At 69.2% G+C, this 23,370-nt stretch carries 19 protein-coding genes; 5 read left to right on the top strand and 14 right to left on the bottom strand.

The annotated features are described in order from the left end of the window. Position 1 precedes the first annotated feature (1 nt). On the bottom strand, positions 2–1,177 hold the full coding sequence (locus ACYVAK_RS01705) for a phosphoglycerate kinase (protein WP_461057343.1): 1,176 nt from the start codon (positions 1,175–1,177) through the stop codon (positions 2–4). 68 nt (positions 1,178–1,245) lie between these two features. Here ACYVAK_RS01705 and ACYVAK_RS01710 point away from each other — a divergent pair, with 68 nt between their 5' ends. Beyond that, positions 1,246–2,226 (top strand): L-threonylcarbamoyladenylate synthase, encoded by a 981-nt coding sequence (locus tag ACYVAK_RS01710; RefSeq protein ID WP_461057345.1) that lies wholly within the window; start codon positions 1,246–1,248, stop codon positions 2,224–2,226. A gap of 6 nt (positions 2,227–2,232) precedes the next feature. Here the strand turns inward: ACYVAK_RS01710 and ACYVAK_RS01715 are convergent, their stop codons facing one another. After that, positions 2,233–2,742: a hypothetical protein gene (locus ACYVAK_RS01715; RefSeq protein ID WP_461057347.1), complete on the bottom strand. Its 510-nt coding sequence runs from the start codon at positions 2,740–2,742 to the stop codon at positions 2,233–2,235. A 19-nt stretch (positions 2,743–2,761) separates the two neighbouring features. Further along, a complete protein-coding gene (gap, locus tag ACYVAK_RS01720; RefSeq protein ID WP_461057349.1) occupies positions 2,762–3,775 on the bottom strand; it encodes a type I glyceraldehyde-3-phosphate dehydrogenase in 1,014 nt (337 codons plus the stop codon). A gap of 118 nt (positions 3,776–3,893) precedes the next feature. Between gap and ACYVAK_RS01725 the strand changes: the two genes are divergently transcribed. From ACYVAK_RS01725 to ACYVAK_RS01735, 3 genes are all read left to right on the top strand, one after another. Further along, complete coding sequence (locus ACYVAK_RS01725; RefSeq protein ID WP_461057351.1) at positions 3,894–4,688, top strand: S1/P1 nuclease; 795 nt, start codon at positions 3,894–3,896, stop codon at positions 4,686–4,688. Between the two features lie 101 nt (positions 4,689–4,789). Further along, positions 4,790–5,410: an OmpW/AlkL family protein gene (locus tag ACYVAK_RS01730; protein WP_461057353.1), complete on the top strand. Its 621-nt coding sequence runs from the start codon at positions 4,790–4,792 to the stop codon at positions 5,408–5,410. 67 nt (positions 5,411–5,477) lie between these two features. After that, positions 5,478–7,475 (top strand): acetyl-CoA hydrolase/transferase C-terminal domain-containing protein, encoded by a 1,998-nt coding sequence (locus tag ACYVAK_RS01735; protein WP_461057355.1) that lies wholly within the window; start codon positions 5,478–5,480, stop codon positions 7,473–7,475. Between the two features lie 85 nt (positions 7,476–7,560). Here ACYVAK_RS01735 and tkt read toward each other — a convergent pair whose 3' ends face one another. From tkt to ACYVAK_RS01775, 8 genes are all read right to left on the bottom strand, one after another. Continuing rightward, the gene (gene tkt / locus ACYVAK_RS01740; RefSeq protein WP_461057357.1) at positions 7,561–9,564 is read right to left on the bottom strand and encodes a transketolase; all 2,004 of its coding nucleotides are present in this window, start codon (positions 9,562–9,564) and stop codon (positions 7,561–7,563) included. A gap of 137 nt (positions 9,565–9,701) precedes the next feature. Beyond that, on the bottom strand, positions 9,702–11,009 hold the full coding sequence (locus ACYVAK_RS01745; protein WP_461057359.1) for a dicarboxylate/amino acid:cation symporter: 1,308 nt from the start codon (positions 11,007–11,009) through the stop codon (positions 9,702–9,704). A gap of 250 nt (positions 11,010–11,259) precedes the next feature. Then, positions 11,260–12,426, bottom strand: coding sequence for an EAL domain-containing protein (locus tag ACYVAK_RS01750; RefSeq protein WP_461057361.1), 1,167 nt, complete (start codon positions 12,424–12,426; stop codon positions 11,260–11,262). A gap of 107 nt (positions 12,427–12,533) precedes the next feature. Next, on the bottom strand, positions 12,534–14,789 hold the full coding sequence (gene pilQ, locus ACYVAK_RS01755) for a type IV pilus secretin PilQ (protein WP_461057363.1): 2,256 nt from the start codon (positions 14,787–14,789) through the stop codon (positions 12,534–12,536). Between the two features lie 41 nt (positions 14,790–14,830). Next, on the bottom strand, positions 14,831–15,340 hold the full coding sequence (locus tag ACYVAK_RS01760; protein WP_461057365.1) for a pilus assembly protein PilP: 510 nt from the start codon (positions 15,338–15,340) through the stop codon (positions 14,831–14,833). Then, the gene (locus tag ACYVAK_RS01765) at positions 15,341–16,018 is read right to left on the bottom strand and encodes a type IV pilus inner membrane component PilO (RefSeq protein ID WP_461057367.1); all 678 of its coding nucleotides are present in this window, start codon (positions 16,016–16,018) and stop codon (positions 15,341–15,343) included. Positions 16,019–16,028: 10 nt separating this feature from the next. Further along, entirely contained in the window at positions 16,029–16,709 is a 681-nt protein-coding gene (locus ACYVAK_RS01770) for a PilN domain-containing protein (RefSeq protein ID WP_461057369.1), read from the bottom strand. Then, positions 16,709–17,767 carry a pilus assembly protein PilM gene (locus ACYVAK_RS01775; protein ID WP_461057371.1) on the bottom strand — a complete coding sequence of 353 codons (1,059 nt, stop codon included), beginning with the start codon at positions 17,765–17,767 and terminating at the stop codon, positions 16,709–16,711. Before ACYVAK_RS01775 ends, ACYVAK_RS01770 begins: the two co-directional genes overlap by 1 nt. Positions 17,768–17,950: 183 nt before the next feature. Here ACYVAK_RS01775 and ACYVAK_RS01780 point away from each other — a divergent pair, with 183 nt between their 5' ends. Beyond that, positions 17,951–20,428, top strand: coding sequence for a penicillin-binding protein 1A (locus ACYVAK_RS01780; protein WP_461057373.1), 2,478 nt, complete (start codon positions 17,951–17,953; stop codon positions 20,426–20,428). Between the two features lie 94 nt (positions 20,429–20,522). On the opposite strand, the gene ACYVAK_RS01785 is transcribed toward ACYVAK_RS01780, so the two are convergent. The 3 genes from ACYVAK_RS01785 to ACYVAK_RS01795 all read right to left on the bottom strand — a co-directional run bounded on the left by ACYVAK_RS01785 (position 20,523) and on the right by ACYVAK_RS01795 (position 23,321). Further along, entirely contained in the window at positions 20,523–21,806 is a 1,284-nt protein-coding gene (locus ACYVAK_RS01785; RefSeq protein ID WP_461057374.1) for a citrate synthase, read from the bottom strand. Between the two features lie 223 nt (positions 21,807–22,029). Then, the gene (locus ACYVAK_RS01790; RefSeq protein ID WP_461057377.1) at positions 22,030–22,275 is read right to left on the bottom strand and encodes a type B 50S ribosomal protein L31; all 246 of its coding nucleotides are present in this window, start codon (positions 22,273–22,275) and stop codon (positions 22,030–22,032) included. A 113-nt stretch (positions 22,276–22,388) separates the two neighbouring features. Next, a complete protein-coding gene (locus tag ACYVAK_RS01795; protein ID WP_461057379.1) occupies positions 22,389–23,321 on the bottom strand; it encodes a nucleoside hydrolase in 933 nt (310 codons plus the stop codon). Positions 23,322–23,370: the final 49 nt, after the last annotated feature.

Below are 23,370 nucleotides of genomic sequence, written 5' to 3' on the forward strand. Positions count from 1 at the left end.
TTCAGCCGCCGCGGGCTTCGAGCGCGGCCACCGCCGGCAGGGTCTTGCCTTCGAGGAACTCGAGGAAGGCGCCGCCACCGGTCGAGATGTAACTGACGTCATCCTCGACGCCGTACTTGTCGATGGCGGCCAGGGTGTCGCCACCGCCGGCGATCGAGAAGGCCTTCGAGGCGGCGATGGCCCGGGCCAGGGCCTCGGTGCCCTTGCCGAAGGCGTCGAACTCGAACACGCCGACCGGGCCGTTCCACACGACGGTGCCGGCCGTCGCGATCAGCTCGGCGTAACGGGCGGCGGTCTTCGGGCCGATGTCGAGGATCATGTCGCCGTCCTGCACGGCGTCGACCGCGCGCACGGTCGCCGGGGCGTCGGCGGCGAAGGCCGGGGCCACGACGACATCATCGGGCAGCGGGATCGACGCGCCGCGGGCACGGGCCTTATCGACAATGCCGCGGGCCGTGTCGAGCAGGTCCATTTCCACCAGCGATTTGCCGACCTTGTGGCCCGCCGCGGCGATGAAGGTGTTGGCGATGCCGCCGCCGACGATCAGCTGGTCGACCTTGTCGACGAGGCTGCCGAGCAGTTCGAGCTTGGTGCTGACCTTCGAGCCCGCGACGATGGCCAGCAGCGGGCGCGCCGGGTGGGCCAGCGCCTTGGCCAGCGCGTCGAGCTCGGCCATCAGCAGCGGGCCGCCGGCGGCGACCTTGGCCGCGCGGATCACGCCGTGGGTCGAGGCCTGCGCGCGGTGCGCGGTGCCGAAGGCGTCCATGACGAAGACATCGCAGAGCGCGGCGTATCGGGCCGACAGCGCCGCGTCGTCCTTGCCCTCGCCGACGTTCATGCGGCAGTTCTCGAGCAGCACGACCTCGCCGGGCTGCACGGCCACGCCGCCCACCCAGTCGCGCACCAGCGGCACCGGACGGCCGAGATGGGCCGACAGGCGCTCGGCGACCGGCGCCAGCGAGTCCTCGGCGGTCCACTGCCCTTCCTTCGGGCGGCCCAGATGCGACGTGACCATCACCGCGGCGCCCTTCTCCAACGCCAGGCGGATCGTCGGCAGCGAGGCCGTGATGCGCTGCTCGGAAGTGACCTTGCCGCCCTCGATCGGCACGTTGAGGTCCTGGCGGATCAGGACGCGCTTGGCCGTGAGGTCGAGGTCGGTCATGCGGAGGATGGCCATTGGGGGCTCCGGGGCGATGGGAAAGGCGCGCATTGTCGCATCGTCGGCGGCGCGGCTAGCATGGCCGCATGGACGGAAAAGCCCCGCGCGCTGCGACCCTCGACGACGCCCTCGCGGCCCTGCGCCGCGGCGAGCCGATCGGCCTCCCCACCGAGACGGTGTACGGCCTTGCCGCCGACGCCCACGACCCGGCGGCCGTCCGACGCATCTACGAACTGAAGGGCCGGCCCTCGGACCACCCATTGATCGTCCACGTGGCCGACGCCGTAACCGCCTCGCGCTGGGCCGGCGCCTGGCCCGACGCCGCCGAAGCGCTGGCCGAAGCCTTCTGGCCCGGCCCGCTCACCCTGATCCTGCCGCGCGCCGCCAACGTGCCGGACGAAGTCACCGGCGGGCAGGACACCGTGGGCCTGCGCGTGCCGGCGCACCCCGTGGCCCAAGCCCTGCTGCGCGCGTTCGAGGGCGGCGTGGCCGCGCCGTCGGCCAACCGCTTCGGCCGGCTCTCGCCGACCACCGCGGCCCATGTACGCGAGGAGTTCGGCGACGCCGTGCCGATCGTGCTGGACGGCGGCGAATGTGAGATCGGGCTCGAAAGCACCATCGTCGATCTGTCGACCGAAACACCGCGCATCCTGCGCCCCGGCAGGATCAGCCGCCCCGAGATCGAAGCCGTGATCGGCCCCGTCGCCGAGGGCAAGGACGGCGACAGCCCCCGCGCCTCCGGCACGCTGGCCTCGCACTACGCGCCGCGCGCCGGCGTCGAGGTGCTGGCGCGTGCGCCACTCGTGGCCCGCTACCACGAGCTCGCCAAGCGTGGGCAGAAGGTCGCCGCCCTGCTGCGCGGCCAGCCCTTCAAGGACATCGACGGCGAAGTGCTGCCAAGCGACCTCGCCGGCTACGGCCATGCGCTCTACGCGGCGCTGCGCCGGCTCGACGCGCGCGGCTTCGACGTTCTGCTGGCCGAGCTGCCGCCGCACACCGCGGCCTGGGCGGCGGTGAACGACCGGCTGAAGCGCGCCGCCGCGCCGCGCGATGCCGATGGCACCTGAGGGTGCTCAGCCATCCACCAGCCGAACCTCGGCCGTCGCCAGCCGCCTCAGCGCGGAGCGCCGCTGCCGGTGCTCCCAGGTGTCGAACAGCACCCACTCGACCGGCCGCCACAGCGCCACCCAACCGAGGATGAGCAGGCCCTCGCGCAGCACCTCGGCCATGCCGCCACTTTCCGCGAAAAGCCCGCGAAGGCCGAGCGCGGCGAGCAGCACGATGACGCCCAGCAGCATCGCGAGGCGGTGCATGCGCACACGGGCAATGCGTCGCTTTTCCGCTCGCTCCCATAGCCATTCGAAGTGGGCATGCACGGCCCCGGCCACTTCCGCCTCGCGCACCACCAGGGCCGGGGGCATGCGAACACGGAGCCGCAGCGGCTCGTCGCCCGGCGCGTCCTCCGCGCACTCCAGCAGGTAGGCCTCGGCGGCGCGATCGAGCGCCTTGTCGCGGAACGGCGCCGGGTCGAGCAGGTCGTAGAGCTGCTCGAGCCGTTCAAGGCGGATCTCGATGTCGGCCACGGGCCGCTGCTGGGGCGGATTACTTCGCCGCCATCAGCGCCAGCGTGGTGTCGAGCATGCGGTTGCTGAAGCCCCACTCGTTGTCGTACCACGAGAGCACCTTCACCAGCGTGCCGCCCATGACGCGGGTCTGCGTGCTGTCGTAGATCGAGCTGCGCGGGTCGTGGTTGAAGTCGATCGACACCAGCGGCTTGGTGTTGACGCCGAGGATGCCCTTCAGCGCGCCGTTCGAGGCCTCGAGCACGGCGGCGTCGATCTCTTCCTTGGTCGTGGCGCGGGCGGCCACGAACGACAGGTCGACCACCGAGACGTTGATCGTCGGCACGCGCATGGCGAAACCGTCGAGCTTGCCGTTCAGCTCCGGCAGCACCAGGCCCACCGCCGCGGCGGCGCCGGTCTTGGTCGGGATCTGGCTCATCGTGGCCGAGCGGGCGCGACGCAGGTCGGAGTGGTAGACGTCCGTCAGCACCTGGTCGTTGGTGTAGGCGTGGATGGTGGTCATCAGGCCGTGGACGATGCCCACCTTCTCGTGCAGCACCTTGGCGAGCGGCGCGAGGCAGTTGGTGGTGCAGCTGGCGTTGGAGATGACGGTGTCCGAGGCCTTCAGCACGCCGTGGTTGACGCCGTAGACGACGGTCGCATCGACATCGCTGCCGCCCGGGGCCGAGATCACGACCTTCTTGGCGCCACCGGCGAGGTGCGCAGCGGCCTTGGCCTTCGAGGTGAAGATGCCGGTGCACTCGAGGACGACATCGACGCCGTTCGCGCCCCACGGCAGCTTGGCCGGGTCGCGCTCGGCGAACACCTTGATGCGGTCGCCGTTGATGACGAGGTCGCCGCCGTCCACCGCAACCGTGCCCGGGAACTTGCCGTGGGCGGTGTCGTACTGGGTCAGGTGGGCATTGGTCTCGGCGTCGCCGAGGTCGTTGATCGCGACGATCTGGATCTCGCCATTCCGCTGCGACTCGTACAGCGCGCGGAGGACGTTGCGACCGATGCGGCCGTAGCCGTTGATGCCGACCTTGATGGCCATGGAGCGCTCCTGTGGGCGTTGAGGGGGAAAGCGCGCTAGTTTACCCGCCCCGCCGAGACACTGCCCCGCCCGCCGCCCCATGCCCGTTGCACGCCGTTCCTCCCCGCGATCCTCCCTCTTGAACGCCGGCCTCCTCGCCGTCGCCACTCTGGCGTCGCCCCCGCTGGCGGCCTGGGGCTTCGACGGGCACCGCATCGTCGGGACGCTGGCGGAATCGGCGCTCAGCCCCGCCGCGCGTGCCGAGGCCCATCGCCTGCTCGCCGGCGAGCCGGAGCCCACCCTCGCCGGGGTTTCCACCTGGGCCGACACCCTGCGCGACGATCCGGCGTGGCGCCATACCGGCCGCTGGCATTGGGTGAACCTGCCGAGGGAGAACCCCTGCACCTTCGTCGCCGAGCGTGACTGCCCCGGCGGCGACTGCGTGGTCGGCGCGATCACCGCCCAGCGCGCGATCCTCGCCGACCGCGCCCGCAGCGACGCCGAGCGCCGTGATGCGTTGAAGTTCCTCGTGCACTTCGTCGGCGACGTGCACCAGCCCTTCCATGCCGGCTTCGGGTTCGACCGCGGCGGCAACCAGACCCAGCTGCGCTTCGACCGCCAAGGCTGGAACCTGCACAGCCTCTGGGACAGCGCGATGGTGAAGCATGCGGGCCTCGACCCCGAGGCCTACGCACGGCAGCTGCGCGGCGGGCCGGCGTTGCCGCCCGACGCCACGCTCGCATCGACTCGCCCGGAAGAGCGCTGGGCGATCGAAAGCTGCCAGGCGATCCACGACCACAGGCTCTATCCCGAGCGTCGCACGATCGGCCGCGGCTACCTCGAGCAGCATCGGCCCTTGGCCGAAACCCGTCTCCGGCAGGCCGGCAACCGCCTCGCGGCGCTGCTCGACGCGGCGTTGGCCCCCGCTGATTGACCTCGATCAAATGACCCGTTGATCGATATCAACGGTGCCTCGTGGCACTCGTCGGAGGATGGCCGGGACCGCACAACGGCCTTGTCCACAGGAGTCCCGAGATGAACCGCTTCCGCTTTGCCCCGATTGCCGCCCTCGCCGCCGCCCTCGCCCTCGCCGCGGGCTCCGCCCACGCCTCGGACGACTGGTTCGTGCGCGCCGGCGCCACCAACGTCAACCCGACGTCGGGCAACGGCACGCTCGCCGGCACGCTCGCGCTCGACATCGACAGCCAGACGACGCTGGGCTTCACGATCGGCCGCTACCTCACCGACAACGTCGCCGTCGAAGTGCTGGCGGCCGCGCCGTTCAGCCACACCGCGACGCTCAACGGCGCGCGCTCGGTCGACTTCAAGCACCTGCCGCCGACGGTGAGCCTGCAGTACTACTTCGGTGCCCGCGAGGCGACGGTGCGTCCGTTCGTCGGCGCCGGCCTGAACTACACGTGGGTCTACGACGAGCAGGAGCGCGGCCCCGTCGCCGGCACCCGCGTCGACCTCGACAACAGCTGGGGCTTGGCCGCACAGGCCGGCCTTCTGTGGAACGTCAGCGACACCTGGCACGCCACGGCCGACGTCCGCTGGATCGACATCGACGCCGACGCGCGCCTCAACGGCGCCAACATCGGCACGGCGAACGTCGATCCGCTCGTCGTCAGCCTGATGATCGGGACCACGTTCTGATCGACGGCTCGCCGCACGTCGGCCCGGGCTACGCTGTGCGCCCAACCGGCCGACGCGAACGCGAGCCATGAGCGCACCCCTGCTGCACCGGGCGTCCCGCGCCTCCCCCGCGGGATCGCCCACCTCCGATGCGGCGCTCGATGGCGCCATCGAGCACCTGCTGAAACACGCCGGCCACCATCTGGTGGTCGGCGCGCCTCTGGGCCTCGGCAAGCCGCACCGCGTGCTCAATGCCCTGTACGCCCGCATCGCCGCCGACCCGTCGCGGCGGCTCACGATCCTCAGCGCCCTCTCGCTATCCCGCCCGAAGGCGAAGGCCGGCCTCGAAGGGCGCTTCCTCGCGCCCTTCGTCGAGCGCCACTTCGGCGCGGATTTCGAGGACCCGGCATGGTTCCTCGCCCAGCAGCGCGACGCGCTGCCGCCGAACATCGAGGTGCAGGAGTTCTACCTGCCCTCCGGCGCCCTGCTCGGCTCGCGGCAGGCACAGCAGCATTACGCCAGCTTGAACTACACGCACGCGGCGCGCGGCATCGCGGCGCGCGGCTGCAACGTCATCGTGCAGTCGGTAGCCCGCGGCCCGGACGGGCGCCTTTCGTTGAGCTGCAACCCCGACCTCACCTTCGACCTCCTCGATGGCTTGGCGGCGCGTGGACTGCCGCGGCCGCTGATGCTCGCCGAGGTGCATCCCGACCTCCCCTACGTTGAGCGCGGTGCGTCGGTCGAGCCCGGCTTCTTCGACATCGTCCTGGAGCCGGGCCCGCTGCCGCCGCTGTTCGCCGTGCCGCGGCAGCCGGTGTCGCTCGCGGAATTCGCGATCGGTCTGTACGCGAGCACGCTGGTGAAGGACGGCGGCACGCTGCAGATCGGGATCGGCGCGCTGTCGGATGCCCTGACCCACGCCATCGTGCTGCGACACACGCGCAACGCGGACTACCGGCGGATCGTCGCGGCCCTCTGGCCCGATGCCGCGACCTCCGCGCTGGTGCGCGACACCGGCGGGCTCGCGCCGTTCGAGCACGGCCTGTTCGGCTGCAGCGAGATGGTGATGGACGGCTTCCGCGTGCTGGCCGAAGCCGGCGTGCTGAAGCGCGCCGTCGTTCCGGATGCCGCGGCGCAGGGGCGACTCAATGCCGGCACCGCCACGCCCGCCGACCTCGCGCTGCGCGAGGCGCAAGGCGAAACACTGCACGGCGGCTTCTTCCTCGGCAGCCGCGAGCTCTACCGCTGGCTGCAGCGCATCGGCGGCGCCGACAGTCCGTTCCGGCTGCGCATGACGCGCATCAGCGAGATCAACCAGCTCGGCACCGACGACGCCCGGCTGCGGGCCGCCCAACGCCGGCACGCCCGATTCATCAACACGACGATGATGCAGACGGTGCTGGGCGCCGCCGTGTCGGATGGCCTCGCCGACGGCCGCGTGGTCTCCGGCGTGGGCGGGCAATACAACTTCGTGGCGATGGGCCACGCACTTCCGGATGCGCGCTCGATCCTGCTGTTCCGCGCCGTGCGCGAGAGCGGCGCGGAGGTGTCGAGCTCCCTGCTCTGGCACTACGGGCACACCACGATCCCGCGCCACCTGCGCGACATCGCGATCAGCGAGTACGGCATCGCCGACCTGCGCGACCAGGGCGATGCCGACTGCATCCGCGCGATGCTCGCCATCGGCGACGCCCGATTCATGCCGGTGCTCGCGGCGAAAGCCGTCGCCGCCGGCAAGCTCGACTGTGCGGATCCGACCCCGTGGGCGCGCAATTCCCCGGAGGCGATCGAGGCCACGCTGGCGCCCTTCCGTCGCGACGGCCTGCTGCCCGAGTACCCGATCGGCAGCGACTTCACGCCCATCGAGCAGGATCTCGTCCGCGCCTTGGGCCGACTGAAGCGCGACACCGCGACGCGGGCTGGCAAGGCCCGGGCCCTGTGGGCAGCGCTGTGGCTCGACGAATCGACCGCGGACGCCCGCGAAGACGCGACCATCGCCCGCATGGGCTACGACGGCCGCGAGACCTGGCGCGAGGCGCTGCAGCGGAGGCTGCTCCGCGGCGCGCTTCGCGCGACGACCGCCTGAAACGAGCACGGCGCCCGAAGGCGCCGTGTCGCGAATCCCGCAGGTCGGGGTCGAGGTCGAAGGCAGCGCGAGGCCGCCCGCCCGTTCAGCGGAGGGCTTTCGCCGCCGCGACGACGTTCTCGACGGTGAAGCCGAAGTGCTTCATCAGGGTGTCGCCCGGCGCCGATTCGCCGAACCGGTCGATGCCGATCACCGCACCATCGAGGCCGGCGATCGCGCGCCAGTGCTCGGTGCTGCCGGCTTCGACCACCACGCGCTTGCGGCACCACGACGGCAGCACGCCCTCGCGGTACTCCAGCGGCTGGCGCTTGAAGGCCTCGAAGCAGGGCATCGACACGACGCGGGCCTGGATGCCTTCTTCGGCCAGCTTCACCGCGGCAAGGCGGGCGAGTTCCAGCTCCGAACCGGTGCCGACGAGGATCAGGTCGAACTTGGCCGAGGCCGGGTCGCTGAGCACGTAGCCGCCGCGAGCGATGTCGGCCACCTGACCGGCCGTGCGCTGCTGGTGGGCGAGGTTCTGGCGCGAGAACACGAGGCTCGACGGACCGTCGGCACGCTGCAGCGCGCAGGCCCACGACACCGCCGACTCCACGGCATCACCGGGGCGCCACACGTCGTGGTTCGGGATCAGGCGCAGCGAGGCGAGGTGCTCGATGGGCTGGTGCGTCGGGCCGTCTTCGCCCAAGCCGATCGAATCATGCGTGTAGACGTGGATGGCGCGCACCGGCAGCAGCGCGCTCATGCGCACGGCGTTGCGCGCGTAGTCCGAGAACACGAGGAAGGTCGCGTCGAACGGGATGAAGCCGCCATGCAGCGCGAGGCCCGAGCCAATCGCCGTCATGCCGAACTCGCGCACGCCGTAGTGCACGTAGCGGGCGTCGGCGTCGGTCGTGGTGACGGCCTTCTGGCCCTTCCACGTGGTCAGGTTCGAATGCGCCAGGTCGGCCGAGCCGCCGACGAGCTCGGGCAGGCGCGGCGCGAAGGCCTCGATGGCCATCTGCGAAGCCTTGCGCGAGGCGACGACCGGGCCTTCGGCCTGCAGCTTGGCGATGTAGTCCTTGGCGGCCTGGGCGAAGTCGGCGGGCAGTTCGCCGGCCATGCGACGCTCGAACTCGGCGGCGAGTTCCGGGTGCGCGGCCTGGTACGCGGCGAAGCGGGCGTTCCACGCGGCCTCGGCCTTGGCGCCGCGCTCGCGGGCGTCCCACGCGCTGCGGATCTCGGCCGGGATCTCGAAGGCCGCGTGCGGCCACTTCAGGGCCTCGCGGGTCAGGGCCACCTCGTCCTTGCCCAGCGGCGCGCCGTGGCTGCTTTCCTTGCCCTGCTTGTTCGGCGAACCGAAGCCGATGTGGGTGCGGCAGCAGATCAGCGTCGGGCGCTCGGCTTCCGCCTTGGCCGTGGCGATGGCCTGCTGGATCTCGTCCGGATCATGGCCGTCGACGTTCTTGATCACCTGCCAGCCGTAGGCCTCGAAGCGCTTGGCGGTGTCGTCGGTGAACCAGCCCTGCACCTCGCCGTCGATCGAAATGCCGTTGTCGTCCCAGAAGGCGATCAGCTTGCCGAGGCCCCAGGTGCCAGCGAGCGAGCAGACCTCGTGCGAGATGCCTTCCATCAGGCAGCCGTCGCCGAGGAAGCACCAGGTGTAGTGGTCGACGACGACGTGGCCGTCGCGGTTGAAGCGCTGCGCGAGCAGGCGTTCGGCCAGCGCCATGCCCACGGCGTTGGCGATGCCCTGCCCCAGCGGCCCGGTGGTCGTCTCGACGCCGGCGGTGATGTGGCGCTCCGGGTGGCCGGCGGTCTTCGAATGCAGCTGGCGGAAGCGCTTCAGCTCGTCCAGCGGCAGGTCGTAGCCGGCGAGGTGCAGCAGCGCGTACTGCAGCATCGAGCCGTGGCCGTTCGACAGCACGAAGCGGTCGCGGTCCGGCCACTTGGGGTTCGCCGGGTTGTGCGTGTGGTGGTCGTTCCACAACACCTCGGCGATGTCCGCCATGCCCATGGGCATGCCGGGGTGGCCCGATTTGGCGGCCTCGACCGCGTCGATGGCAAGGAAACGGACGGCATTCGCGAGGTCGCGGCGGGCGGGACGGGTCATCGGCAGGCCTGGGCAGGAGGCGGAGAGGGAGGCCGGCGACCCGCAGGCGCGGGGCGCGGCCGCCCATTGTCCCACCGCGAGGCACCTGACGTCGCCCTTGCAAGCTCGAGGCGGGACTGTTAACCCCGACGCCCCGTTCAGGCGGTCGGCGCAGACACGCCGTCGACCGGGTCCGGCGGCTCGCCTCGGGACACCACGACGGTGCCGACGAGGTCGCCGGTGACATTGACGGTGGTCCGGCACATGTCGATGAAGCGGTCGACGCCGAGGATCAGGGCGATGCCCTCCGGCGGGATGCCGAACATCACGAGGATGGAGGCGATCACCGGCAGCGAGCCGCCCGGCACACCCGCCGCGCCGATGCCGCCAAGGACGCACATGAGCAGCACCAGTACCTGCTGGCCGAGGCTCAGCTCGACCCCGAAGAACTGCGCCAGGAACAGCACCACCACGCCCTCGAACAGCGCTGTGCCGTTCATGTTCGCGGTAGCGCCCAGCGTGCAGACGAAGCGGCCGATGCGCCTCGGCGTGCCCAGCACCTCCTCGGCCACGCGCAGCGTCGTCGGCAGCGTGGCGGAACTCGACGACGTCGAAAAGGCGGTCAGGATGACCGGCTCCGCCTTCCTGAAGAACTCGATCGGGTTCATCCTACCGACGAACCAAAGCAGCAGCGGGAACACCACGAACATGTGGACCGCGAGGGCGCCGACCGCCACCGCGACGAACTTGGCCAGCGGCAGCAGGGCCGCGAAACCCTTCACGGCGATCAGGTTGAACAGCAGCGCGGCGACGGCATATGGCGCGAGCTGGATCACCTTGTTGATCAGCAGCAGGGTGATGTCATAGACGCCTTGGAGGGTGCCGACGAACGTGCGTACCCCCTCCGTTTTCACCATCGCCGCGGCGATGCCGAAAAGCAGGGCGAAGAACATCACCCCGATCAGGTTGCCCTCGACGCCCGCCTGCAGCGGGTTGCGCGGCACGATCGAGAGCAACACCTGCATCGCCGACGCCGCTTCGCCGCGTTCGACGATGCCGGCCGCCTGCGTCGACGACTCCGCGATGAGCTGCTGTCCAACCGCCGGATCGATTCCCACACCCGGCTGGAACACGTTGACCGCCACGAGCCCGATCGTCACGGCCATTCCCGTCACCGCGAGGATGAACCCGAGCGTTTTCAGTCCGATGCGACCCAACGCCTTCGGGTCGCCGATCTCGACCACGCCGAGCACCAGAGCCGAGAACACGAGCGGAAGCACCAGCATGAACAGCAGGTTCAGGAAAATCGACCCGACCGGCTGCGTCACCCACGTCAGCGTCGCGTCGAGCCAAGGCAGGACCTGCTGCGCACCGCTCGCGTCGATCGTTTGCCCGAACGTGAAGGCCAGACCGCCGGCCAGCGCGCCTGCGGCAAAACCGATCAACATCTTGGTGTGGAGGGCCATGCCCCCCGGTTCGTTCGTGTTGCCTAGGCCCATCGTCACCACCTCACACCCGCGCCGGGCGGATTTCGCCCAACTTCAGCCTGGCAAAGTACCTGTCTGCCTCCTCGCGCACCACAGGCAGCAACCGATGAACCCCGATCCGTTCCAGGCTGGCCATCGGGGCGGTCAGGCCCGGCGAGAGCTCGATGGGCGACGAGCGGCCCGTCCCCGCGTGGCATCGACGCGGGCTGGGGTCGAAGCCGGGAGCCGCCTACGTGAACAACATCCCGGGATTCCGGAGCAGTTCGTCGCGGGACCGCGGCCTGCCCACCAGCCAGCCTTGGGCGTAATCGCAACCGAGGCGCTTCAGCACCGCCAACTCGGCTTCGCTCTCGACGCCCTCGACCACGATGGAGGCCCGTAGCGCCCTCGCCATCGCGACGATGGCCTCGACGATCGCCATCGCGCGCGCGTCTCCGAGCATGCTGCGGACGAACCCTTGGTCGACCTTGAGGGTGTCGAAGGGCAACAGGTGCATCTGCGTCAGGTGCGAGTAACCGGTGCCGAAATCGTCCAAGGCCACCTTCACGCCATGGCCGTGGCAGAGGGCGATGAATCCCCGCATCAGTACCGGGTCCATCGCTTGGCTTTCGGTGATCTCGATCTTGATGCTGCCCCTCGGCAAGCCGGCCGCATCGATCCGCGCGATGACCCGCTCCAGCAACCCGGGCTCGCGCAGCTGCCTCGCGCTGACGTTCACCGCGACGAACAGCGGCCGTCCGGCGGCGTCGATGAAGTCACGGGCCGCCGCGCAGGCAATGTCGAAAACGTATTCCCCCACCGGCACGATCAGCGACGTCTCTTCCGCCAAGGCAACGAACTCGACCGGGGAGACCGGGCCTCGTTCCGGATGGTTCCAGCGCACGAGGGCTTCGAAGCCCGCGATCCGGCCGGACGCGACCTCCAACAACGGCTGGTAGCGGACGTCCAGGCCACCGTCACGAAGCGCCGCGCGCAGTTGGGATTCCAGCCTCATCTTGCCAACGCCCGCAGTGTCGTCCACCACGTCGGACGCGACCGGCCGCGTGGGGCCGCCCTGAAGTGCGGAAAGCACGCTTCGGTAGCGCTGCAGCGTGCCCTGCAGCAGTGCCCTGACCACGGGGTCGGCGCCCGCGATGCGCTCGGCGATCTGCGCACGGTCCAGCGCGATCAGTCGGCAGGCGGTCAACGCGACCGCGGTCGCCGTGCGCGGCGCCGAATCGATCACCGCCATCTCGCCGAGGATGGCGCCCGGCCCCAGAAGGGCCAGCAGCACTTCCTGCCCACGCTGCGTCGCGCGGATCTCGACCTGCCCTGCGTCGAGGATGAACGCGGTGGTGGGCGCATCCCCCTCGCGGAAGAGCACCTCCCCGGGTTGAAGTCGGATTTCCCCGCTCATCACGCCCTCCATCGGCACGGCACGGCCATGGCGCACCCTACAACGAAAAACGGGGCCGAAGCCCCGTTCTCCTGCCTGCGCCCCGAACGGGACGCCGCAATGGCGCCTTAGCGGCTGGCGCCCGCGACCTGAAGGATGCGAGGAGTAACGAAGATCAGGAGCTCAGCCTTCTCGCTGGTACGCCCCTTGTTTCGGAACAGATTGCCGAGACCCGGGATGTCGCCGAGGAAGGGCACCTTCGACAGGTCCTCGCGCTTCTCGAACTCATAGATGCCGCCGACCACGACCGTCTGGCCGTTGTTGATCAGCACGGCGGTCGTGACCTCGCGCTTGGTGATCTGCGGGACGCTGCCACCACCGGGAACCTCGATGAAGCCGGCCACCTCGTCCTTCTTCACGCCGAGGGACAGGAACACGCGGTTGTCCTGCGTGATGGTGGGCGTGACCTTCAGTTCGAGCAGGGCTTCCTTGAACTGCACGGTCGCGGTCTGCGAACCGGCCGAACCCGTGATGGTGACATAGCCGATCTCGTCGCCCTGCTTGATGATCGCCTCGCGCTGGTTGGCGGTGATCACGCGCGGGTTGGCCACCACCTCGCCGCGACCTTCCTCCTGCAGCGCCTGCAGCTCGATGTCGAGGTCCAGCTCGTTGCCCAGGATGGTGAAGGCCAACGCGGAGGCCGTGCTGTTCGCAAAACGCGTGCTGAGGATGTTCGTGAACGTCGGCAGCGGCGTGTTCGGCAGGGTCGGACGGGTCGCCGTCTCGCCATTCGCGATCGCCTGGTTGTACAGGTCCAGCTCGAACTGATAACGGGCCAGCGCAGCGTTGGCGTTCGCGACACCGTTCAGGTAATTCCGGTTGCTCTCCGTGCTACCCGAGACGACGACGTCGCTTTCCTGGCCGCTGAGGCCGAATCGGGCACCGACCTCGCGGGCGAAGCTCTCCTGCGCGATGACGATCCGGGCTTCGATCAGCACCTGGTCGACGGGGCGGTCGAGCACCGTCACCAGTGCCTTGATTTCCTCGACCTTCCTAGCCGTATCGGCCACGAGGAGAGTGTTGGAGCGGGTGTCGAAGCTGACGCTGCCGCGCGGGGACAGGAAGCCGCTGTCGGCCTCGCCACCGCTAGCGCCACCGCTGCCGCTGCCGCTGCTGCCGCCACCACCGGCCTTCTTCGCACCCTCCGTCAGCAGGGTCGCGATTTCCTCGGCATTGGCGTAGTTGATCGGAATGATCTCGTTGACGAGTTCGGCCTTACCCTCGAGGTCGATCCGGGCCTGTTCACGGGCCTTCTCGAAAGCCGCGATCTCGGCCTGCGGGGCCACCCACACGACATTGCCGTCACGACGCTTGTCGAGCGACTTGGCACGCAGCACGACGTCGAGCGCCTGGTCCCACGGCACGTTGATCAGGCGAAGCGTCAGGTTGCCCTGCACGGTGTCCGCTGCAACGATGTTGAGGCCCGACTCTTCCGCCACCAGCTGGAGGATCGTGCGCACCGGCACGTCCTGGAAGTTGAAGGTCACGGGCTTGCCGGCATAGCGCTGCGGCTGGGCGCCGGCGCCGGCCTGGCCCACGGCGGCCGTGGCGGCCCCCTTCGGCGTCACCTCCAGCACGTACTCGTTGCCGGTCTGGTAGGCGCTCGTTTCGAACAGGCCTTCCGTCGCGATCACCAGCTGCGTGCCGCCGTCCTTCGACGACGGGTCGAGGCGGGTGACCGGCGTGGCGAAGTCCGTAACGTCGAGACGACGGGCCTGCTCGGCCGGCAGCTGGGCGTTCTCCACATCAACGTAGAGGCGATCGCCGTCGCGGCGCAGGCTGGCCTGCGCCCCTTCCTGGTTGAAACGGAGGATGACGCGACCCGACCCATCCTCGCCGCGGCGGAAATCCACCGCGGAGACGCGGATGCCGGAATCGAGGCGCTTCGCCGGATCCGGTGACGACGCCACCGCGCTGGCCGACGAGGCCGCCGCGCCCGGCTCCAAGGACAGGACCAGCAGATTGCCGTCACTGCGCGTCGTGTAGCCGGCGTTGCGGAACAGATCGACGACGGCGCGGGTACGGCCGCCGGCCTCGACGACGGAGACCGCCGACGCGGCACCCGAACCCACGGCGAGACGGCGGGCGTCGAACGCGTTGTCGGTTTCCGGGAAGTCGATGGCGATGCGCGGCGGCACGTCCGTGGTGAACGCGTTCACCGCGCCCACCGGCTGGTCGAATTCGAAGGTGATGTCCACCTTGCCACCGCTGCCGGCGGCATAGCGCACGTCCTTCAAGGTGTTGGCCGCCAGGGCCGGGAACGTCGCCGTCCAAAGCAGGCAGGCGGCCAGAGCGGCACGGGCCGCGATTTTCTTCGTGCTCATCTGTGCGCCTTCAGTCGTCGAGGTAATCATGCGCGTCCCCATTACTTGTCATCCAAGGCCAAGCTGGCCTGCCGTTCGAGCCATCCACCCGCACCGTCGGATACCAGTTCGACGATCTCGATGCGCTCGGCGGCGACCGATGCCACGCGGCCGTCGCTTTGCCCCAGGTAATTGTTGACCCGCACGCGGTAGGTCACTTTGTCCGGTGCGAGGACCAGCGCGATGGTGTTCGCGCCGGTGCCGATCGTGCCCACCATCCGCAGCGCATCCAGCGGGAAAGCTTCGAGCGCTTCCTTGCGGCGGTTCGGATCGGGGCGTGGGCCGGCCGAGTCGCGATTGCCCACGGGCGCGGAGAACGGGTCTCGCAGCGTCTCGGCGGTGTACTCCACCGGCGGGAAGGTCCGCAGCGGCGGCAGCGGATCCAGCGGCGGTGCCGGGCGAGCCTTCACCTCTGCAACCCAGGATTCGAGATCGGCCGTGCTGCGACCGCAGCCCGCGAGCGCGAGGGCCCCCAAGGCGACCACGCCAATCCGAGCGAGCATACGTCCCATTTAGCTTCCCCCCTGCGGCGTCGCCGCTTCCGCGGCGGCTTTTGCGGCGATCTCGGATTCGTCCAAGTAGCGATAGGTCTTGATCGTGCCCTTCAGGCCGAGCGTGCCGGGCGGCGGCGCTGGCTCGCCTTGGCGCACTTCCTTGGGCGTCAACGAAATGTCGTGGAAGGTCATGATCACGACGCGGGGAAGCGAGGCCACGCCGCTGACGAAGCGCCCGAACTGGTGGTAGGTGCCGCTCATCTCCAGCGTGATCGGCTGCTCGGCGTAGAAGTCCTTCATCACTTCGGCGCCGGGCTGGAACAACTCGTTGTTGATGCCGGTCGCGCGGGCGGTCTGCGAGATGTCCACGATGAGGTCGGGCATCTCCGTCTTCGACGGCAGCTGGCGGAGCATCTGCTTCAGCATCTGTTCCATCTGCTCGAGCTGGGCCTTCAAGGGCTCGAGGTTCGCGGCCTTCGCCGCCTCCTTCTCGAAATCCCCTCGCAGCTGGACCTCCTCCGCCTCGAGGCCCTCGAGCGTCGTCTGCTTGTCGCGGATGACGAGGTACCAGCCGAGGAAGGCGATCACCAGCGCCGCGAGCACGCAGGCGCCGACCTTGGCTTCCTGCGGCCATCCCCCGGTATTGTTGAAGTCGAGGTTGTTGATGTCGCTGAGTTTGAACTTGCTCTTGGCCATGGTCGGGTCCTCAGGAGGCCTGTGCCGCGGCCGCAGGCGCGCTGCCCGGAGCAGCGGCCGGCGCATTGGTCGGCGTGCCGCCGGACGCGGCCTCTTCGGCCGCCGCCTCGTCGCTCGGCGAGCGCAGGGTCACGGTCATCTCGAAGCCGAACGGCAGCGAGCGGTCCGCCGGGGACGCGGGTGACGCACCGCCGCCCTGCGTGGTTTCGCCCGCCTTGATGATGCTCAGGCGCGGGTTGTTGATCAGGCCACTGGCCTCGAGGTTGCGCATGTAGGCACTGACGCGGGACTCGGACTGCGAGCGACCGGTCAACGTCAGCTGCTGGCCGGCCTGCTTGATCGTGACGAGGCGGACACCGTCCGGGATGGTGCGCACGAGTTCCTCGAAAAGGCGGACGTTCTGCGAGCGGTCCGCCTGGAGTTCCTCGATGACTTCCTTGCGCTGCAGCAAGCTCGCCTTGCGGGCCTCGACCTCCTCGATCTCCTTGTTCTGCGCCTTCGCCTCTTCGATGCGCTGCTTCAGGAAGTCGTTTCGTCCCGTCTGGCCTGCGAGCTGCTGGTCGTAGTACCACGAGCCAGCGAACACCAGCGCCACGCCGACGACCAGGGCACCGCCCAGCATCGTCACGAAGTCTTTCTGGCGCTGCTTGCGGCGCTCCGCGCGCCAAGGCAATAGGTTGATGCGTGCCATCAGTCGAAGCTCCTCAGGGCCAGGCCGCAGGCGATCATCAAGGAGGGCGCGTCCTGCTGCAGCGCGTGCGCCTGCACGCGCGGGCCGAGACCCATGTTGGCCAGCGGGTTGGCGACGACCGTCGGGATGCCGAGGTGCTCCTCGACCATCCGATCGACGCCGCTGATCGAGGCGCAGCCGCCGGCCAAGACGACCTGGTCCACGCGGTTGAACTCGGAGCCGGCGTAGAAGAACTGCAGCAGGCGGCTGACCTGCTGGACCATGGCTTCCTTGAACGGCTCGAGCACCTCGGGCTCGTAGCTCTCGGGCAGGCCGCCCTGCCGCTTGGCGGCGCCGGCCTCCTCGTAGCTCATGCCGTAGCGGCGCATGATCTCGTCGGTCAGCTGCTTGCCACCGAACACCTGCTCGCGGGCATAGATGCTGCGGCCGTTGCGGATGACGTTCAGCGTGGTCATGGTCGAACCGATGTCGACGAGCGCGACAATCGCGTCCTTGCCGACGCCAAGCTGGTCGGCGACGAGCTTGAAGGCGTTCTCGAGCGCGAACACCTCGACGTCGACGACCTTCGCCGTCAATCCACCGAGTTCCAGCGCCTGCTGGCGCAACTCGACGTTCTCCGTGCGCGACGCCGCGAGGATGACATGGACGTTTTCCGGGCTCGAAGGCACCGGACCGAGCACCTCGAAGTCGAGGCTGACTTCATCGATCGGAAACGGGATGTAGTTCGCCGCTTCGAGCTGGACCTGGTCTTCCATCGCGTCGTCGTCGAGGTCCGCCGACATGCTGATCACCTTGGTGATCACCGCGGCCCCGGAGACGGCGACCGACGCGTGCTTCACCTTGCTGCCGGAGCGACTCAGGGCGCGCTTGATCGCTTCGCCCACCGCCTCGACCTCGACGATGTTTTTCTCGACCACGGCATTGGGCGGAAGCGCCTCCACGCCATAGTGGTCGACCCGGTAGCGGTTGCCGACCTGGCTGAGCTGGAGCAGCTTCACGGCTGTCGAACTGATGTCGATCCCGACCAGCGGAACCCTGGATGGACTGAACAAACCCATCGGTTTCTCCCCTTCCCACGGGCGCTTACGTGAGATTAATGCGCCGGAACATTAAAAACAGAAAACTGTGTCAACCGCAACGCCTCCTTAACGACCCACCCCGCCCGGAGGCCGCCCGGGCGCGCCACAGCGCGGTCCCGCCCGCCCGTATACTCCGCCCTTCCCGTTCAGAGACACCCCCTGATGCGCCCTTGGTTGCGCTGGTTGCGACGCCTCCTGCTGGCCGGTCTCGCCCTTGGCCTCCTCGGCCTCCTCGCCGTTGGCGCGGTCATCTGGACCGCGTGGCCGCAATTACCGGACGTGCGTGAACTGCGGCAGGTCGAACTTCAGCTGCCGCTGTCGATCTACTCCGCCGATGGCAAGCTGATCGCCCTGTACGGTGAGACGCGCCGCTATCCGGCACCGATCGGCACCATTCCGGAACGGGTCAAGCGGGCCTTCCTGGCCGCCGAGGACGCCCGCTTCTACGAGCACCAAGGCCTTGATTTCAATGGTATTTTCAGGGCTGTCTGGCTGATCCTTTCGACCGACCGCGCACGCGTCCCCGGGGGCAGCACGATCACCCAGCAGGTGGCCCGCGACTTCTACCTGAGCAACGAGTACAGCTATGTCCGCAAGTTCAGGGAAATGCTGCTGGCCATCAAGATGGAGCAGGAGCTGACCAAGGACGAGATCCTCGAGCTCTACCTGAACAAGATCTTCTTCGGCAACCGCGCCTACGGCGTGGCGGCGGCGGCGGAGTTCTACTACGGAAAGTCGCTGGACGAACTGACGGTGGCCGAGGCGGCCACCCTCGCCGGGATTCCGAAGTTCCCGTCCAGCGCGAACCCGATCAGCAATCCGGCGCGAGCGATGGAGCGCCGCAATTACTACGTGCTCCCCCGGATGCTCGAGCTGGGGGTCATTGACCGCGCCGAGTACGAGGCCGCGCTGGCCGAGCCCAACAATGCCCGGCCGCACGAGCCCCCCGTGGAAGTCGATGCGCCCTACGTGGCGGAAATGGTCCGCCAGGCAATGGAGGAGCGCTTCGGCGCCAACGCGCTGACCGGTGGCTACAAGGTGGTCACGACACTGAAGTCGACCGACCAGAACGCCGCGGTCGCTTCGGTGCGCAACGGCCTCATCGAGTACGACCAGCGCCACGGCTGGCGCGGCGCGGAAGGCCGGATCGAGGACTTCGCCAGCCTCGATCCCGACAGCCTGCGTGCGGCACTGTCCCGCTTCCCGACGATCCCGGACCTGCGGCGCGCGGTGGTCCAGGAGGTCGATACGACGCGAGCGGTGCTGCGAACCGCGGGCGAAGCCCCACTCGACCTCCCCGCCAGCGGCCTGCGCTGGACCGGCCGCACGCCGGCGCAGATCCTCAAACCGGGCGACGTCGTCCGCTTCCGTCTCGACAAGGACGGCCAACCGCAGCTTGTGCAGCTGCCGCAGGCGCAGGCGGCCCTGGTCTCGCTGGAATCCGAGACCGGCGCGGTGCGTGCCCTGGTCGGTGGATTCAGCTTCTCGCAGAACAAGTTCAATCGCGCGACCCAGGCGCAGCGCCAGCCCGGCTCGAGCTTCAAGCCGTTCGTTTACTCCGCGGCTTTCGAACGCGGCTACACGCCCGCGACGATCGTGATGGACGCGCCCGTGGTCTTCCGCGACCGCGCGGGCAACGTCTGGCGCCCGCAGAACGACCGAGGTGATTTCGCCGGACCGATGCGCCTTCGCGAGGCCATGGTGCAGTCGCGCAACCTCGTCTCGGTGCGCCTGCTCGACGCCATCGGCGTGCAGTTCGCCCAGCGCTACATCACCCAGTTCGGGTTCGCGCCGGAGAGCCTCCCGCCCAACCTGTCGATGTCGCTCGGCACGTCCTCGCTGACGGTCATGTCGGTCGCGCGCGGCTATGCGACCTTCGGGAACGGCGGCTACCGCATCGATCCCTGGTTCATTGCGCGCGTCGAGGACCGCGACGGGGTGGTCGTGCTCGAACACCACCCGTCGCGCGCCTGCCCCAGCTGTGCCGGCATGGCGACGGGGATGACAGCCCAACCGACCGTCGTCGACGGCTTCAATTTCGGCGCCATGGCGGCGCCCGCGCCCGCCCGTACGGCCGGTGCGGGCACCCCGGCGACAACGGATGATTCCGAGGCCCGGCACGATATGCCGGGCCCGCCGGAGCGTTCGACCGCGCCGCGCGCGATCGACCCGCGCACGGCCTTCCTCGTGCGCTCGCTGCTGCTCGACGTGGTCAATCGCGGCACCGGCACCGCGGCGAAGGTGCTGGGCCGCGCCGATATCGGGGGCAAGACCGGCTCGACCAACGACCACCGCGACGCCTGGTTCTCCGGCCTCGGCGGCGACCTGGCGACGACGGTCTGGGTCGGCCGCGACGATTTCACGCCGCTCGGCCGCGGTGAGTATGGCGGTCGCGCCGCACTCCCGATCTGGATCGGCTACATGGGCGCCGCGCTCAAGGATGTCCCGGTCGCCGACCCCGCCCTCCCGACGGGCTTGCTCCGGGTCACGGTCAATCCGGCCACCGGCGGCTTGCTGCCCGATGGCGCGCCCGGCGGACTCGTCGACTACGTCAAGACCGAAGACTACGACCGCATGATGGCGAACGGTTTCGGCGTGGAGACCGGCAACGTGCAGGAAGAGGCCTTCGACGTGTTCTGACCCCGATTGCCGACGGCGCAACAACAAAGCCCCGCCAAGGCGGGGCTTTGTTGTTCACCGATGCCGAGGCCGGGGGCGGCCCCGGCGTGCCGGGTCAGCGCTTCTCGAGCGCCACGTAGTCGCGCGGCGTGGCGCCGGTGTAGATCTGGCGGGGACGGCCGATCTTCGCTTCCGGATCGACCTGCTGCTCGAGCCAATGGCTGACCCAGCCGGCCGTACGGGCGAGGGCAAACATGACCGTGAACATCTCGGTCGGGATGCCGAGGGCCTTGTAGATCAGGCCCGAGTAGAAGTCGACGTTCGGATAGAGCTTGCGGGCGACGAAGTACTCGTCCTTCAACGCGGCTTCCTCGAGCTTCATCGCGACCTCGAGCAACGGGTCGTTGACGCCGAGGTCGGCGAGCACCTTGTGGCACATCTCGCGGATGATCGACGCGCGCGGGTCGTAGTTCTTGTAGACGCGATGGCCGAAGCCCATCAGGCGGAAGGTGGAGTTCTTGTCCTTCGCTTTCTCGACGGCCTTGGCGACGTCCTCGGGCCGGCCGATCTCTTCCAGCATCGTCAACACGGCCTCGTTGGCGCCACCGTGCGCCGGCCCCCAGAGAGCGGCAATGCCGGCAGCGACGCAGGCGTAGGGGTTCGCGCCGGTCGAACCGACAAGGCGCACCGTCGACGTCGAGGCGTTCTGCTCGTGGTCGGCGTGCAGGATGAACAGCAGGTCGAGCGCCTTGGCGGCCACCGGCTTCAGCTGCAGCGGCTCGCTCGGCACCTCGAACATCATGTGCAGGAAGCGCGTGGTGTACTCGAGGTTGTTGCGCGGGTAGCGGATCGGCCAGCCGATCGACTGGCGGTAGCAGGCGGCAGCGATCGTCGGCACCTTGGCGATCAGGCGGACCGCCGCCAGGCGGCGCTGCTCCGGGTCGTTCAGGTCGAGGGTGTCGTGATAGAAGGCAGACAACGAACCGACCATGCCGCAGAGCATGGCCATCGGGTGCGCGTCGTGGCGGAAGCCCCCGAGGAAGGTCTTCATCGCCTCGTGCATCATCGTGTGGTGCGTGACTTCATGTTCGAAGCCGTCGAACTGCTGGCGGTTCGGCAGTTCGCCGTGCATCAGCAGATAGGCGACTTCGAGGAAGCTCGAATGCTTGGCGAGCTGCTCGATCGGGTAGCCGCGGTAAAGCAGCACGCCCTCGTCGCCGTCGATGTAAGTCACCGCGCTGCGGCAGCTCGCGGTGGCCATGAAGCCCGGGTCGTAGGTGAAGTGCCCGGTGTCCTTGGCGAGCTTGCCGATGTCGACGCAGGGCGCCCCGAGGGTGCCGCGATGGACCGGCAGGGACACGGCTTTGTCGCCGACGTTGAGGGTGACGGATTCGGACACGTTCGCACTCCTTGGACGGGGCGGGCGCAGGGAGGGCGCCTCGCCGCATGAAGACAGGTCGGACGACGGGCGTCCGTGGTCTTCACAAGTATCGCATAGGGCCCGGAGACGGTGTGCGGGGGACGCGAAGGCCTGCGACAAAAGTCGTAGTCCGGAAATGGCGAAGGCCGGCAGGAGCCGGCCTTCGGGGCAACACGCCTGCGCTCGTCGCGCGTGCGGCGGCTTACTTGCCGTAACGCTTGCGGAAGCGGTCGACTCGGCCGGCCGTATCGAGGATCTGCTTGCTCTTGCCCGTGTAGAACGGGTGCGAGGCCGAGGAGATTTCGATCTTGATCAGCGGGTAGGTCTCGCCGTCTTCCCACTTGATCGTCTCCTTGGAGCCGAGCGTGGAGCGGGTGAGGAACGAGAAGTTCGAGGTCACGTCCTGGAACACGACCGGCTGGTAGTTCGGGTGGATGCCATCTTTCATAGCGGGTCCCAGAAGCGTCGAAACGAGGAAAGGGCGGAAGTATAGCCATGCAGGCGAGGGACCGGCAAGCGAAGGGGGCCGTCCCGTTCAGCCACTCCCGGCCCTTCGCCCGGTCAGGCCAGTGCGAGGCGGAGCCGATGCTCGAACCGCGCCGTCTGCAGGCCGGCGAGGATGCGCGCATTCGCCGGCCGACCGGAACGGCCGGCCCAATCGACGACGGTCGCGCCGCGGGCGAGCCGCCCGCCCGTCTCGACCTCGACGGCGTGGCGATGCCAACCGGTGGCGGCCTCGGGCTCGAGCGCGGCGGCCATGGCCAGCCCGTCGGCCGAATGCCAGTGCGTCCCGCGCCGTCCTTCCGACCACTCCCTCGTGCGCTGTGAGATGGCCTTGTAGAACGCCGCCTTCGGCGTCGGTGCATCGAGCCACTGCTCGACCTCGGCGTGCGGAAGGCCATGGCGCAGCACGGCCTCCCAGTCGACCAGATCGAAGGCCGGGAAGGCCTCGAAGACGACATGCGCCGCCTCCGGGTCGAAGGCGATGTTGAACTCGGCGCTGACCGACGTGTTGCCCTGCCCCGTCACGGCACCCCCCATCACGACGAGACGGCCGATGCGCGACGGCAGGCTCGGGTCGAGGCGCAGGGCCAGCGCGAGGTTCGTCAGCGGCCCGAGGCAGACGAGCAGCAGGCCAGGGTGCGAATGGCTGAACCGGATCATCGCCAGTGCGGCGTGCTCGGCCTGCGCGACGCCCGTGGGTGCCAGGTAGCCGGTGTCGCCGAAGCCGTCGCGGCCGTGCACGTAGGCGGCATCCTCGGCCGGGAACACCAGCGGCACCGCGCAGCCCGGGAACACGGGAACGTCGACGCCGGCGACCTCGCAGAGCTTCAGCGCGTTGCGCACCGTGTGCTCGAGGCCGACGTTGCCCGCGGTGATCGTCAAGCCCAGCACCTCGTGGCCGGGGCTGGCGAACGCCATGAGCAGGGCCCAGGCATCGTCCACGCCGGGGTCGGTGTCGATCAGCAGCGGGATGCGGTCGGTGGCGGCCATCGGCAAGGCGTTCGGGGCGGTCGGCGGGCCGGCAGTGTGCCGCGGGCGG

The sequence above is a fragment of the Silanimonas algicola genome (assembly GCF_054777375.1).

Excerpts from the sequence above, each read along its gene's own strand:
- ACYVAK_RS01705 (WP_461057343.1), bottom strand. The coding sequence starts at position 1,177 with ATGGCCATCCTCCGCATGACCGACCTCGACCTCACGGCCAAGCGCGTC.
- ACYVAK_RS01710 (WP_461057345.1), top strand. The coding sequence starts at position 1,246 with ATGGACGGAAAAGCCCCGCGCGCTGCGACCCTCGACGACGCCCTCGCG.
- gap (WP_461057349.1), bottom strand. The coding sequence starts at position 3,775 with ATGGCCATCAAGGTCGGCATCAACGGCTACGGCCGCATCGGTCGCAAC.
- ACYVAK_RS01730 (WP_461057353.1), top strand. The coding sequence starts at position 4,790 with ATGAACCGCTTCCGCTTTGCCCCGATTGCCGCCCTCGCCGCCGCCCTC.
- ACYVAK_RS01735 (WP_461057355.1), top strand. The coding sequence starts at position 5,478 with ATGAGCGCACCCCTGCTGCACCGGGCGTCCCGCGCCTCCCCCGCGGGA.
- tkt (WP_461057357.1), bottom strand. The coding sequence starts at position 9,564 with ATGACCCGTCCCGCCCGCCGCGACCTCGCGAATGCCGTCCGTTTCCTT.
- ACYVAK_RS01745 (WP_461057359.1), bottom strand. The coding sequence starts at position 11,009 with ATGGCCCTCCACACCAAGATGTTGATCGGTTTTGCCGCAGGCGCGCTG.
- ACYVAK_RS01750 (WP_461057361.1), bottom strand. The coding sequence starts at position 12,426 with ATGAGCGGGGAAATCCGACTTCAACCCGGGGAGGTGCTCTTCCGCGAG.
- pilQ (WP_461057363.1), bottom strand. The coding sequence starts at position 14,789 with ATGAGCACGAAGAAAATCGCGGCCCGTGCCGCTCTGGCCGCCTGCCTG.
- ACYVAK_RS01760 (WP_461057365.1), bottom strand. The coding sequence starts at position 15,340 with ATGGGACGTATGCTCGCTCGGATTGGCGTGGTCGCCTTGGGGGCCCTC.
- ACYVAK_RS01765 (WP_461057367.1), bottom strand. The coding sequence starts at position 16,018 with ATGGCCAAGAGCAAGTTCAAACTCAGCGACATCAACAACCTCGACTTC.
- ACYVAK_RS01770 (WP_461057369.1), bottom strand. The coding sequence starts at position 16,709 with ATGGCACGCATCAACCTATTGCCTTGGCGCGCGGAGCGCCGCAAGCAG.
- ACYVAK_RS01775 (WP_461057371.1), bottom strand. The coding sequence starts at position 17,767 with ATGGGTTTGTTCAGTCCATCCAGGGTTCCGCTGGTCGGGATCGACATC.
- ACYVAK_RS01780 (WP_461057373.1), top strand. The coding sequence starts at position 17,951 with ATGCGCCCTTGGTTGCGCTGGTTGCGACGCCTCCTGCTGGCCGGTCTC.
- ACYVAK_RS01790 (WP_461057377.1), bottom strand. The coding sequence starts at position 22,275 with ATGAAAGATGGCATCCACCCGAACTACCAGCCGGTCGTGTTCCAGGAC.
- ACYVAK_RS01795 (WP_461057379.1), bottom strand. The coding sequence starts at position 23,321 with ATGGCCGCCACCGACCGCATCCCGCTGCTGATCGACACCGACCCCGGC.